Origin of the sequence: Mediterraneibacter agrestimuris, from assembly GCF_943193195.1 — a bacterium.
GTDB lineage: Bacteria > Bacillota > Clostridia > Lachnospirales > Lachnospiraceae > Schaedlerella > Schaedlerella agrestimuris.
Window position 1 is genome coordinate 1 of the sequence record NZ_CALPDG010000044.1, and the last position, 13,239, is coordinate 13,239.

12 protein-coding genes are annotated in these 13,239 nt (G+C 44.2%); 10 read left to right on the forward strand and 2 right to left on the reverse strand.

The features are described from left to right. The first annotated feature begins 74 nt into the window (after positions 1–74). The 8 genes from yfcE (at position 75) to NFS18_RS15910 (ending at position 7,865) form a co-directional block, all read left to right on the forward strand. On the forward strand, positions 75–686 hold the full coding sequence (gene yfcE, locus NFS18_RS15875) for a phosphodiesterase (protein WP_251392065.1): 612 nt from the start codon (positions 75–77) through the stop codon (positions 684–686). After that, the gene (locus NFS18_RS15880) at positions 662–1,570 is read left to right on the forward strand and encodes an NYN domain-containing protein (protein ID WP_251392067.1); all 909 of its coding nucleotides are present in this window, start codon (positions 662–664) and stop codon (positions 1,568–1,570) included. Before yfcE ends, NFS18_RS15880 begins: the two co-directional genes overlap by 25 nt. 139 nt (positions 1,571–1,709) lie before the next feature. Next, on the forward strand, positions 1,710–1,967 hold the full coding sequence (locus NFS18_RS15885) for an HPr family phosphocarrier protein (protein WP_251392070.1): 258 nt from the start codon (positions 1,710–1,712) through the stop codon (positions 1,965–1,967). A gap of 12 nt (positions 1,968–1,979) precedes the next feature. Then, positions 1,980–3,602, forward strand: a complete 1,623-nt coding sequence (gene ptsP / locus NFS18_RS15890; protein ID WP_251392079.1) for a phosphoenolpyruvate--protein phosphotransferase — start codon at positions 1,980–1,982, stop codon at positions 3,600–3,602. Between the two features lie 136 nt (positions 3,603–3,738). After that, positions 3,739–4,764 carry an aromatic acid exporter family protein gene (locus NFS18_RS15895; RefSeq protein WP_251392081.1) on the forward strand — a complete coding sequence of 342 codons (1,026 nt, stop codon included), beginning with the start codon at positions 3,739–3,741 and terminating at the stop codon, positions 4,762–4,764. Positions 4,765–4,835: 71 nt separating this feature from the next. Further along, a complete protein-coding gene (locus NFS18_RS15900) occupies positions 4,836–5,615 on the forward strand; it encodes a NifB/NifX family molybdenum-iron cluster-binding protein (protein WP_251392083.1) in 780 nt (259 codons plus the stop codon). 155 nt (positions 5,616–5,770) lie between these two features. Further along, positions 5,771–6,517, forward strand: a complete 747-nt coding sequence (locus NFS18_RS15905; protein ID WP_251392085.1) for an SDR family NAD(P)-dependent oxidoreductase — start codon at positions 5,771–5,773, stop codon at positions 6,515–6,517. Between the two features lie 31 nt (positions 6,518–6,548). Then, positions 6,549–7,865: an amidohydrolase gene (locus NFS18_RS15910; protein WP_251392087.1), complete on the forward strand. Its 1,317-nt coding sequence runs from the start codon at positions 6,549–6,551 to the stop codon at positions 7,863–7,865. Between the two features lie 98 nt (positions 7,866–7,963). On the opposite strand, the gene NFS18_RS15915 is transcribed toward NFS18_RS15910, so the two are convergent. After that, complete coding sequence (locus NFS18_RS15915) at positions 7,964–8,755, reverse strand: helix-turn-helix domain-containing protein (RefSeq protein WP_251392089.1); 792 nt, start codon at positions 8,753–8,755, stop codon at positions 7,964–7,966. A 168-nt stretch (positions 8,756–8,923) separates the two neighbouring features. Next, complete coding sequence (locus NFS18_RS15920) at positions 8,924–9,094, reverse strand: DUF362 domain-containing protein (protein WP_251392091.1); 171 nt, start codon at positions 9,092–9,094, stop codon at positions 8,924–8,926. A 207-nt stretch (positions 9,095–9,301) separates the two neighbouring features. On the opposite strand from NFS18_RS15920, the gene NFS18_RS15925 reads away from it, so the two are divergent. Both NFS18_RS15925 and NFS18_RS15930 read left to right on the forward strand, forming a co-directional pair. Further along, the gene (locus tag NFS18_RS15925; protein WP_251392100.1) at positions 9,302–10,474 is read left to right on the forward strand and encodes a substrate-binding domain-containing protein; all 1,173 of its coding nucleotides are present in this window, start codon (positions 9,302–9,304) and stop codon (positions 10,472–10,474) included. Positions 10,475–10,689: 215 nt separating this feature from the next. Further along, positions 10,690–13,167 carry a glycoside hydrolase family 2 TIM barrel-domain containing protein gene (locus NFS18_RS15930; protein WP_251392103.1) on the forward strand — a complete coding sequence of 826 codons (2,478 nt, stop codon included), beginning with the start codon at positions 10,690–10,692 and terminating at the stop codon, positions 13,165–13,167. The last annotated feature ends 72 nt before the right edge of the window (positions 13,168–13,239 follow it).

The following is a 13,239-nucleotide window of genomic DNA, read 5'->3' on the forward strand; positions in this document are numbered from 1 at the left end:
CAAAAAGAGGAGGGGCACAACATTTTTCATAACTTGTTTGTGCCTTGAGCGAAGCGAAAGGAATGGTAAAAACTATGAAATATATGATTGCATCTGACATTCACGGTTCGGCATTTTACTGCCGGGAAATGTTGAAGGCTTATGACAGGGAACAGGCGGACAGGCTCATTATTCTTGGAGATATTCTGTATCACGGACCGAGAAATGATCTGCCAAAGGAGTATGCACCGAGGGAAGTGATTTCCATGTTGAATGAACGAAAGGAAGTATTGCTTTGTGTGCGGGGCAATTGTGATACAGAGGTGGACCAGATGGTGCTGGAATTTCCAATTCTGGCTGAATACTGCCTGCTGGAGATCAATGGGCAGTTAATCTATGCAGCGCATGGACATAAGCAGAATCCAAAAAACCCGCCGATGCTGAAAAGCGGGGATATATTGCTAAACGGGCATACGCACATTCCGGCTTGTGAGAAATGTACGGCTAAGGGAGGAGCAGAGTATATTTATATGAATCCGGGGTCTGTGTCAATTCCGAAGGAGAACGCGGAGCACAGTTATATGACGGTTGAGGTGGAAAGAAATGAGTCGTCAGATTCATCGAAAGGGTGTTTTGTCCATCGGTTTGAATGGAAAAATTTAAAGGGAGAGGTATATAAAACATGGACGACAGATTTGCATTGTTAATTGACGCGGATAATGTATCTGCTAAATATATTAAGCCGATATTGGACGAGCTTTCTAAATATGGAAATGTGACCTATAAACGAATTTACGGGGACTGGACAAGTTCTTACAATTCCAGCTGGAAAGAGGAACTGCTGCAGAACAGCATTACGCCGATCCAGCAGTTCAGTTATACGCAGGGAAAAAACGCAACGGATTCCGCTATGATCATTGATGCAATGGACATGCTCTATACAAGTGAATTGGAAGGGTTCTGTCTGGTGTCCAGTGACAGTGATTTTACGAAACTGGCAAGCCGTTTGAGAGAGAGTGGGAAACAGGTTATTGGTATGGGAGAGAGTAAGACGCCAGGACCTTTCCGTAAGGCATGCGATATTTTTACCGAGCTGGAATTATTGCTGGAAGAAAACAGTAATGGAGGTCATGAAGTCTCAAAAACTCAGATCGAGGAAGCAGTGGTCAAGATTATTACGGAAAATCAGAATAATGATAAAGAAACCGGACTGGGGGAGGTGGGAAGCCGTCTTGTCAAGCTGTATCCGGATTTTGATGTGAGACGCTACGGTTACAGTCTTTTATCTAAATTTCTGGAGACATTTCCAAAGTTATATATGAAGCAGGACGGCACAAAGGTGACAGTGATGTTGTATGAGGATAAGAGCCGGAAGGAAATGCTGGAGGAATATATTTTCGGTCAGGTAAAAGGCGCCGGAAGTCAGGGCATTTCCCTTGGAACACTGGGAAACCGGATTCGGAGCAAATACCGGGATTTTAAAGTGAGAGACTATGGTTATTCTCAGTTCAAACAGTATATCCAGAGCTTTGACAAAATACATGTGGAAGATGACGGAGAGCAGATGAGGGCAGTGTATAGGGAGAAGTAAAAAACATAGCTTTTGGTAGAAATTTTGTAGGAAATGTGTTAAATTATTTATATGGATTTTAGGGGGATTCCCCCAAAATGTCTTTCAACATTCCGGTGTTGAGGATAAAATATAAGTATCTTTAGAGGAGGATGAAACAATGGCAAAGTTTAATTATGTGATCACAGACGAGGTAGGACTTCACGCAAGACCGGCGGGACTGCTTGCAAAGCAGGCTAAGGCAACAGGAGCTAAGATTACATTGAACTGCAACGGCAAGAGTGCAGATGCAAGCAAACTGATGGCAGTTATGGGTATGGGTGTTAAAAAGGGCATGGAAGTTGAAGTAACAGTAGAAGGTGACAATGCTGACGCAGTGGCTGCTGAGATGGAGACATTTTTCAAAGAAAATCTGTAAGGAGGTCTAACTATGCAGGTAATTCAGGGAAAGTCTATTTTCGGCGGAATTGCGATTGGACCGATTATATTTTTTACAAAGGAACAGAATCAGGTAAAAAGAAGTAAGATTGAAGATACTGCGGGAGAGATTGCACGTTATGAGGCTGCGATCGTTACGGCACAAGAGCAGCTCGGGAAGTTATACGAGAAGGCTTTGAAGGAAGTGGGAGAGTCCGGTGCGCAGATTTTTGAAGTACATCAGATGATGCTGGAAGATGATGACTATAATGATTCTGTAAAAAATATTATTGAAACGCAGATGGTAAATGCTGAGTATGCCGTAGCTACTACGGGCGATAATTTTGCAGAGATATTTGCAGCGATGGAAGATGAGTATTTTCAGGCAAGAGCTGTGGATATGAAGGATATTTCCGAACGGGTGATCAATGTACTGATGGGTGTAGGAGAAGTGTCAGGCTGGGAGGAACCGTCGATCATCGTGGCAGAGGATCTGGCTCCGAGTGAGACGGTTCAGTTTGATAAGAGTAAGCTGCTTGGGTTTGTGACCAGGCTTGGTTCTTCCAATTCTCATACCGCCATTTTGGCAAGAACGATGAACATTCCGGCTTTGATCCAGATTGATATCAAAGAAGAATGGAACGGTAAGATGGGAATTATCGATGGATTCAGCGGAGAATTTTACATCGATCCGGAACCGGAGGTGCTTGAGAAATATCAGGAGAAGAAGGCAGAGCAGGAAGAGCACAGGAGGCTGCTTGCAGAGCAGAAGGGCAAGCCGACAGTGACGAAGAGCGGCAAGGAGATCAAGTTATTTGCAAATATCGGTTCTGTATCGGATCTTCCGGCAGCAATGGGGAACGATGCGGGAGGGATCGGTCTGTTCAGAAGTGAGTTTTTATACCTGGAGTCCGGCGATTACCCGACAGAGGATGATCAATTCAAGGCATATAAGATGGTTGCTGAAACAATGGCGGGTAAGAAGGTTATTATCCGTACGCTGGATATCGGAGCAGACAAACAGGTGGACTACTTCAATCTGGATAAGGAAGAGAATCCGGCAATGGGACTTCGTGCTATCCGTATCTGCCTGACAAGACCGGAGATTTTCAAGACACAGCTCCGTGCGATTCTGCGGGCAAGTGCATTTGGTAATATTGCGGTAATGTATCCAATGATCATTTCTGTGGATGAGGTTCGCAAGATCAAGGAAATTATGGCGGAAGTTAAGGCAGAGCTTGACGCAGCGGGCATTCAGTACGGTGAAGTAGAGCAAGGCATCATGATCGAGACCCCGGCATCTGTGATCATCAGTGATCTGCTGGCACAGGAGGTTGATTTCTTTAGTATAGGAACAAATGACCTGACTCAGTATACGCTGGCTATCGACCGTCAGAATGCGAAGCTGGATGAGTTCTATAATCCACATCATGAAGCAGTGCTCAGAATGATTGAAATGGTTGTGGATAATGCACATAAAGCCGGTATCTGGGCGGGCATCTGCGGAGAGCTTGGAGCAGATACAGGACTGACAGATCGGTTTATGGCAATGGGTGTAGACGAACTGTCTGTGTCACCGACATTTATTTATCCGGTAAGACAGATCATCAGGGAGTATGAAGGACCAACAAAATAAAGAAACAGTAAGAAAGTGTGATGGAGAAAAGACGAGTATAAGATGGAACTATTTTATACCCGTCTTTTTTATTCTTACTTTATAATAAAGTTTTTGCAGATAATTTTTGAGTTTTGGGAATATGAGAGGGTAACAGATGAAGGATTCAAAGGAAATAAAGCAGCTTGTACTTTGGGCGATGAAAATTGCGGTTGGAAGCTGTCTGTCGATTTATATTGCAGACGCGATGCATCTGGAATCACATATTGCAGCGGGCAGTGTAACACTTTTGACACTTGTGACGACAAAGTGGGAGACGGTGAAGTTGTCTTTGTATCGGCTGATCACATTTGTGATCACGGTTGCATTCTGCTGGCTCTTCTTTCTGAACACCAACAGTGTGTGGCTGGCATATGGTTGCTTTACATTTATGATGGTGATTATCTGCGGCTGGATGGAGTGGAAAGCAACCATCTCTGTAAATGCGCTGATTGCAATGCATTTTTTGACGCAGAAGGATTTCAGCATGGAGTTCATTCTGAATGAGTTTATGCTGGTGCTGATCGGAATTACAATGGCGGTGATTCTGAATCTGTTCAATAACAATCTGGACAGCAAAGAAGAAATTATCAGCGGCATGCGACATGTAGAGCAGCGGCTGCAGATGATTTTGGGTGAAATGGCGGCTTATCTTTCAAATAAGGAAATGCAGAGAAATGTGTGGGATGATATTATTGCACTGGAAAGGGATTTAGAGAAATATATCGGAAGTGCTTATGATTATCAAAATAATACGTTTCAGTCGCATCCTCAGTATTATATTGAGTATTTTGAAATGCGCTCAAAACAGACGAATATATTGCATAATCTGCATTATAAAATGAAAAAAATGCGGCACATGCCAAAGCAGGCAGCGGTGGTCGCAGATTACATTTTATATATGATGGATTATGTGGTAGAAATTAATGTTCCGGCAGAGCAGATGGAGCGGCTTTCTGAATTGTTTGGAAATTTGGAGAAAGAAGAGCTTCCCGTAACAAGGGAAGAGTTTGAGAGCCGGGCAATTTTGTATCATATTTTGACGGAGCTGGAGGAATTTTTGGTGGTGAAGAGAAGATTTGTGGATGGAATGAGTGATTTCCAGTGGAAGGAGTATTGGAAGAGGGAAAAGGAAGAGAAATAATTGACATATGCCAATTAAGAGAGTAAACTGTATTTATAGTTAGCATATGTCAATTAAGAAAGGGAGACAAGATGGCACGGACAGAGAAAAAACGGCGGGTGTGCAGGCTTCCGCAGAATCAACGATTTTGCTCTGAAAGGGAGAAGAATCACGGGATTGTTATGAAGGTGGAGGAATACGAGTGTATCCGTCTGATTGACTACATGGCGTTTACGCAGGAGGAATGCGCTATACAGATGCAGGTGAGCCGGGCAACGGCGCAGTCGGTTTATGCGGCTGCGCGAAAGAAGCTGGCGAGGTTTCTTGTAGAGGGTATGGCACTTCAGGTTGAGGGCGGCGACTATCGCCTGTGCGGAGGGGATCCGCTGACGGAAGGCTGTGCCGGCAAGGGGTTTTGTTCTTTGGAGAGCGGAAGCCGGAAAGTTTCTGAATATGATGCATATGCAGCCAACAGTATGAATAAGGAGAGAAGAATTATGAAGATTGCAGTAACTTATGAAAACGGACAGGTATTTCAGCATTTTGGACATACGGAGCAGTTTAAGGTATATGAAGTTGAGGACGGCAAGATCATGAAGTCTGAAATTGTAGATACCAACGGACAGGGACATGGCGCATTGGCGGGATTTTTGTTTAACGGCGGTGTGGATGTATTGATTTGCGGAGGTATCGGCGGAGGTGCAAGAAATGCACTGGCAGAGGCGGGAATTGAGTTGTATCCAGGAGCCCATGGAGATGCAGACGATCAGGTTGCGTCCTTTATTGCTGGAACTCTGAATTATGATCCAGATACGGTATGCAGCCATCATGAGCATCATGACCAGGAAGGCGGCCATCATTGTGCACAGTAACTTATTCAGCCTTTGGGATTCATAATTACAAAATCCACAAAAAAATACAGAAAGTTATTTGGTTTTTATAGCAATTTTACAAGAAATAAAGTATGATATGTTCTAGGTCAATAAAACTGCACATAATCTGCAGTGAATGAAGAGGAGGATATTGTATGTTATTAAAAGACAAAGTAGCGGTTGTAACCGGCGGAACAAGGGGAATTGGCTATGCTATTGTAAAGAAATATCTGGAGAACGGAGCGAAAGTAGTTCTGTTTGGTTCCCGCAAGGAAACTGTGGACAAGGCTCTTGCTTCCCTCAAAGAGGAGAATGCGGATTGGGCAGTAGACGGTGCATATCCAGATCTGACAGATGCGAAAGCAGTTGCTGGGGCGATCGAAGCGGTAAAAGAGAAATTCGGCAGGGTTGATATTCTGGTAAATAATGCAGGTATTTCCCAGAGCACAAAGATAGAGGACTATAATCCAGAAGACTTTGAGAAGATTATGAAGCTGAATGTAACTGCGATCTTCAATGCGGTACAGCCGGCGGTGAAGATTATGAGAGAACAAGGCGGCGGATGTATTCTGAATACAAGCTCTATGGTAAGTATTTGCGGACAGCAGAGCGGCTGCGGATATCCGACCAGTAAGTATGCTGTAAATGGATTAACATGGTCTCTTGCAAGAGAATTGGGACCAAGCAACATCCGTGTAAATGCTGTAGCGCCTGGAATTACGAAAACAGATATGGTTGCAGCTCTTCCGGAGCAGATGATTCAGCCATTGATCGCAAATATACCGATCCGCAGAATTGGTGAACCGGAAGATATTGCCAACGCATTCCTTTTCCTTGCAAGTGATATGGCAAGCTATGTAACAGGAGAGATCCTTTCTGTAGACGGAGCTATGAGAACCTGATAGAATTTTAGGGAAGGCTGATTGGCAGGAGATGATTACGGAAAATAATTTACAGAGAAATGAAATTATACAGCAATGGTTTGAGGAAAACCGGCTATCCATGCAGGAAACGGCAGATTTTATTTTTCATCACCCGGAGCTTTCCCTGGATGAGAAGGAATCCTCCCGCTGTCTGGCGGAATTTCTGGAGAGGAACGGTTTTATCATTACATGGGGAATCTCCGGATTCGAGACTGCTTTTGCGGCAGAGTGGGGAATGGGACAGCCGATTCTGGGGTTTCTGGCAGAATATGATGCTTTGCCGGGATTGGGGCAGGAATTATGCAGTAAAGAGAAGCCAACCAAAGGACCGGGGCATGGCTGCGGACATAATCTTCTGGGAACAGCATGTGCAGGAGCAGCTTGTGCATTAAAGGCATGGATGGAAACAGAGCAGATTCTCGGAACAGTTCGGGTATATGGGTGTCCGGCGGAGGAAACCGTTATTGGCAAGATTAAAATGAATGAAGACGGCGTATTTGATGATCTGTCAACAGCAATCACATGGCATCCGTTTGACCGGAACAGGGTCAGTTTCGATATCTGGCAGGCACAGGAAGTGAAGAATTATAAGTTTTACGGTAAGACTGCTCATGCATCCAGGAGTCCCGAGATGGGGCGAAGCGCATTGGATGCGGCAGAGCTGATGAATGTAGGTGTGAATTACCTGCGGGAGCATGTAGCAGATGATGTGCGCATGCATTATACATACACCAATACAGACGGTCCGGCTAATATTGTACCGGCTTATGCATCTACCAATTATTATATTCGTTCCACAGAATGGAAACGGACACAGGATGCGTCTGAGCGGGTGGACAATTGCGCCCGCGGTGCGGCTCTGATGACAGGAACAAGCGTTGAAATAGAAACGGTGATCCGGCATAAGGAAATGAAGGTCAACAGAACGCTTGCAGAGGTTTTCTATCAGGCGATGGAGCAGGTTCCGGCGCCGGAGCATACACAAGAAGAAGTGGAATATGCGAGGGCGATCACAGAGGCGGCGGGACTTAATAATGACGGTATTTATTTTAAAGGTCTGGAACCATTAGAAGATGAACCGGTGCCGCTTGCGATCGGAACCGATGTGTCGGATATGAGCCATACAGTACCGACCATAATGCTAAGTGCGGCGGCAATGTGCAGGGGTACGGCGCTGCATCATTGGGCGGCGACTGCACAGGTTGGTATGAGTATCGGAAGTAAGGCGATGTTCTATGCGGCAGAGTGTATGGCGCTGGGAGCTGCAGAACTATTAAAGAATGCAGAAGTGCTTGAGGAAGCATGGGAAGAACATAAAAAGAGTTAACAAAAATGAGAAGAGGATGTTCGTGTAAGGAAAACATTCTACTTCTCATTTTGAGTTTACGCATTTCACGGCGAGTGTAGAGCCTGTGGGAAATGCCGCTATGTAAGCATTTTTTTCAGTTTTCCAAAAGCGGTATCCTTTTCTGCCAGTTCTCTGCGGGTTGCCTGCTGCTGACGGATCAGGCAGTCTAATTTGCGGTAATGCTCTTCTTCTTGACGTTCTTTTGCCTGGAAGAGAAAATCCATTTCACGAATCACGTCTTTGGTTACTTTGGAGCTGATGGACTGCTCCAGAGCGGCATTGTTATTTGTTACGACTTCATTGAGCACATCCCCAATTAAACCGCGTACTTGCTCTAACTGGGTGATTGGAATAACCTCTGCTTCTGTTGGAGCAAGAGCGGTACTTTTGGAATCCGCTGAAACAGTTACCGGTGTGTTCTTTACGTCATTTTTGATCTCATCGGTATCTTGTGCCGATTCAGAAGTTTCTGCAGAAAATTCAGCAGAAGGACAGTTAGCCAAAATACCTTCAGCAAGGGTAGAATTTGAAAGAGAATCGTTTTCTTTGCTTTGTATCACAGCAGAATCTGGAGCTTCCTGGTTGGCGGAAGTGGCTTTTAAAGCTTCCTGTTCTGTTGCAGCGGCATCTGTCTGAGCTGAATTGAGCTTGTCCCGCGTCTCTTTTAATTTTGGGATTAACGGTTTTAGATCTTTTAGAAGCATTCCTTCATTCTTAAGTTTTCTGATACAACAAAAGAGCTGTATGTCATCTTCGGTATAATATCGGTGCCCCATTTCTGTGCGGCTGATTGTTAAGTTCAGTTCTTCTTCCCAATAACGCAGTACATGAGATTCAACATGAACACGTTTGGCAGCTTCAGAAATCATATATCTAATCTCACCCATATGTAATACCTCCTCGTCTGAATATATTGTATCACAGGATATTCGGAAATTCTTTAAGATTCGTTCGCCAAATAAAGACAAAAAAATACCGCACCCACCAGGGAAACGGTATTTTGCTTGTGATCACTTTGCGATTTATTCTTGAAAAAATTACTCTGCGGAGATAGCTCCTGTCGGGCAGGCAGCTTCACATGCGCCACAATCAATGCAAGCATCAGCATCGATTTCGTATTTGCCATCGCCTTCTGCAATAGCTCCTACCGGGCATTCGCTTTCGCAAGAACCACAGCTTACACATTCATCACTAATTACGTGTGCCATAGTATGTATCCTCCTTCTATAAATTGCAATTAAAATTGCTACATTAATTTTAATACAAACGCAGAAAATATACAAGAACTTTTGTGTTTTTTACAAGAACACAAAAAATTAAGAAATACATCATTTTTTTATAAAGAGAAATGTGGTAATATAAAGAACATGTAAGTAACACTGGGGAGTATCAAAGATATAAAGCGAGGGAGAATTATGAGATTTTTTCGGAGTAATAAATTATTGGCGCCGGTTATGGCGGCGGCAATGATATTTGCAGCTGCGGGGTGCGCAGAGGAAGAAAAAAAGCCGACATTTACGGGAGATACAACAGAAGAACCGGCATATCAGACAAATCTGAATGAGATATCACCGACAGCATATAGTGAGGTGCGGGGGCTGAATCTGGAGCCGGGAACATATATCTCTATTATTGGAAAGGATGAGACGGCAGCTTTTTGGAAGAATGTGGAGAAGGGGGCTATGCAGGCTGCAGAGGATTTGAATGAGGAGCTGGGATATACCGGCGGTGATAAAATTAAGGTGGTTTACAATGCGCCTGCAAAGAGCGGGGATATAGATGAGCAGGTCAATATTCTGGACGAGGAACTGGCACGTTATCCAGATGTGATCGGGATTTCAAGTATTGATGAGGACGCCTGTACGGTACAGTTCGATCTGGCGACGGAAAATGGGATACCAGTGATCGCGCTGGATTCCGGGAATAATTATCCGGGCATTCAGTGTACGGTGAAAACGGACAATCAGGATGCCGCAAAGACAGGAGCTTATAAGCTGGCAGATGCGATGGAGAGAGAGGGCAGTGTTCTGTTACTTGTACATGATTCCAAGTCAGAGACAGCAAAAGAACGCACGGTGAGTTTTCAGGCAGAGATACAGGAAAATTATCCGGAAGTTAAGATTGCCGAGACTATTTACTTTGACAAGATGGATGAATTAAAGAAATCAATCGTGGAAGAAACGCAGCCGGAGCTCCAGGAAGAAGAACGTTTGTCCGCAGCTGAGAAAATGTCAGATGAGGAAGTCATTCTTCATTATCTGGAGAAATATCCGGAGGTGAAGGGGATTTTCGGTACGAATGATCTGACAACACAGCTTGCTGTATCTGTGCTGAAGGAAGCGAAGGAAAAGAAAGATATTATGGTTATGGGATTTGATGCTGGTGAGGAGCAGCTTCAGGCTTTGAGGGATGGGGAAATCGCAGGTCTGGTAGTGCAGAACCCATTTGCCATAGGATATGCATCTGTGATCGCTGCGGCAAGAACTGTGCTTGAGGCGGGCAATGAAGCCGTAGTTACGACAGGTTATACATGGGTGACGAAGGAAAATCTGGAGTCGGAATCCATACAAAAAATGCTATATAAGTAAAATATGGGTAACAGTTCAGCCGAAAGGCGGAATAGTGACAAAATATGAGAGACCGGAGAGTGTGAGACTGTCAGGTCTCTTTTTGCGTTAAAATATAAACCGTTCGCGTCTGTCTTTCTTTTTGGAGGATAAAGCATGTTATATTTATGCTAAATGAAAATAGCGGGGAATGTAAACGCAGAGGAAAAAATCCAGAGAATTAGAAGGAGAGCAATATGGAAGTGATAGATTTTAACAGTGGTTGGAAATATCGCCGGAAAGGACATCATGAGCCATGGAAAGATGTGACCATACCTCATGATGCGATGATATCAGAGCGGAGAACTACAGACAGCGCAGGCGGTATTAATACAGGGTGGTTTGAAGGCTATGATTATATTTATGAAAAAGAGTTTTATGTTCCAAAAGAATATAAAGATAAATGTGTAAGCTTTGAATTTGAAGGGATTTATCATAATGCACAAGTTTATATCAATAGTAAAAAGGCGGCATATCGTCCTTATGGATATTCTGTTTTTCATGCGGATGCATCTGAATTTTTAAAATATGGGGAAACCAATCAGATTTGTGTGATTGCCCATAATGCGGACCAGCCTAACAGCCGTTGGTATTCGGGTGCCGGAATTTACCGTCCGGTGTGGATGCAGGTATGCCCGAAGCAGCATATTAAGAGAAATGGTATCCGGGTAAAAACAGTCGGTATTGCGCCTGCTATCGTGGAAGCAGAAATACAGACAACGGGGGCGGGGGTATTGAACCTGGAAGTACAGGAGCTTTGTTCGGATCAGAAGCAGAGGCAGATACAGACAACAGTTATAACAAAAAGTGTGGATACAGACGGACGCGCTTTTGTGAAGGTTGAGATTCCGGAAGGTAAGCTGTGGAGTGTTGAAGAACCGAATCTCTATTGTATGAAAGTGAGATATATAAGCTGTGAAGAACCAGCAAGGATTTCTGGTTTGGAGGAAAATATTAGCAAGGAAGCAGATGAACAGACGGTGACCTTTGGAATCCGTACACTTACATGGGACACTGAGAAAGGGCTTTGCATGAACGGGGAACGTGTTATTCTCCGGGGAGCCTGTGTCCATCACGACAATGGGATTCTGGGAGCCTGTTGTTATGCAGATGCGGAGGAGCGGAAAGTACGGATATTGAAGGAAAATGGATATAATGCAATTCGTTCTGCACACAATCCATGTTCAAAGGCGCTTCTTAATGCCTGCGACCGACAGGGAATGCTGGTTATGGATGAGTTTGTAGACGTATGGTATATTCACAAAACAGAGTATGATTATGTAAATTATTTCAAAGCGTGGTGGCGTCAGGATCTGAGAGATATGGTAGCGAAGGATTTTAATCATCCATCGGTCATTTTATATTCGACAGGGAATGAAGTGTCAGAAACAGCACAGCCTAAGGGTATCCGCCTGACCAGGAAAATGACGGAGTATCTTCATAGTTTAGATAACTCCAGACCGGTTTCTTGTGGAATCAATATCTTTTTCAATTTTTTGAGTTCTGTCGGTCTTGGAGTATACAGCGATAAAAAAGCGAAAAAGGAAGTAAAAAAGGCGGAAAAGACGAAGAAAAGCCCAAAAAAGAAAGCTGTTGGAAGCCAATTTTTCAATGATCTGGCGGGTCTGATGGGAAGTGGATTCATGAAAACAGGAGCTACGTTTTACGGCTGTGACGTTAAGACGAGAGAAGCTTTTGCGAATATGGATATTGCAGGGTATAACTATGGGATCGACAGATATGAGCATGATTTGAAGAAATATCCAAAACGTCTGATTCTTGGGAGTGAGACATTTTGTGATGATGCATATAGATTCTGGGAACTGGCAAAAAAACATCCGCGGATTATCGGAGATTTTGTATGGGCAGGTATGGACTATCTGGGAGAGGTCGGAGTTGGGGCTTGGGAGTATAAGGATTATGCCCCGGATTTTTCTCACGGACTAGGGTGGATGACTGCCGGGAGCGGGCGGATTGATCTGACAGGAAAACCATTGGCAGAGGCAGGCTATACAAAGACGGCATTTGAACTGGCAGATAAACCAGTGATTGCCGTGCGTCCGGTCAACCATACAGGAGAGAAGCATTCGCCGTCCGCATGGAAGATGACTAACGCAGTGGAATCCTGGTCTTGGAACGGCTGTGACGGAAACAAAGCAATTGTGGAAGTTTATGCAAGAGCGGCGAGAGTCGACCTTTATCTGAATGAAAAAAAAGTGGGAAGCAAGGCTCTGAAAAACACATGTCATACAATGTTTCAAACGGTGTATGAACCAGGAGTTTTGAAAGCGATCGCTTATGATGCAGACGAAAATGTAATGGCAGAAAGCACTCTTCATACAGCAAAGGAAGAAACCGGGCTTTGTGCAAAAGCAGAGGAAATGACAGTAAAAGCAGGCGGTCTAAGCTTTATACGTTTACAATATACAGACCGTGATGGAATTATAAAACCGCTTGAGCGGGGAATTCTACAGGTGAGGGTAAGCGGCGGCAGACTGTTGGGTCTTGGGAACGGCTGTCCTTATAATAAAATCGGTTATTGCGAAGACAGGACGGATACTTATTGGGGCGAGGCGCTTGCAGTTGTGCAGGCGGAGGGCGCCGGACCGGTTCATCTGGAAGTGTCAGACGGTAAACATAGGGCTATTGTGGAGATTCCGTTGGAAAAAGAGTGAAGAAAAGACTGGGTATATGCAGATTGCGTTAGAATTGCAGCCATTTGCGTATTTTTTGGTTTCTTTTAAATG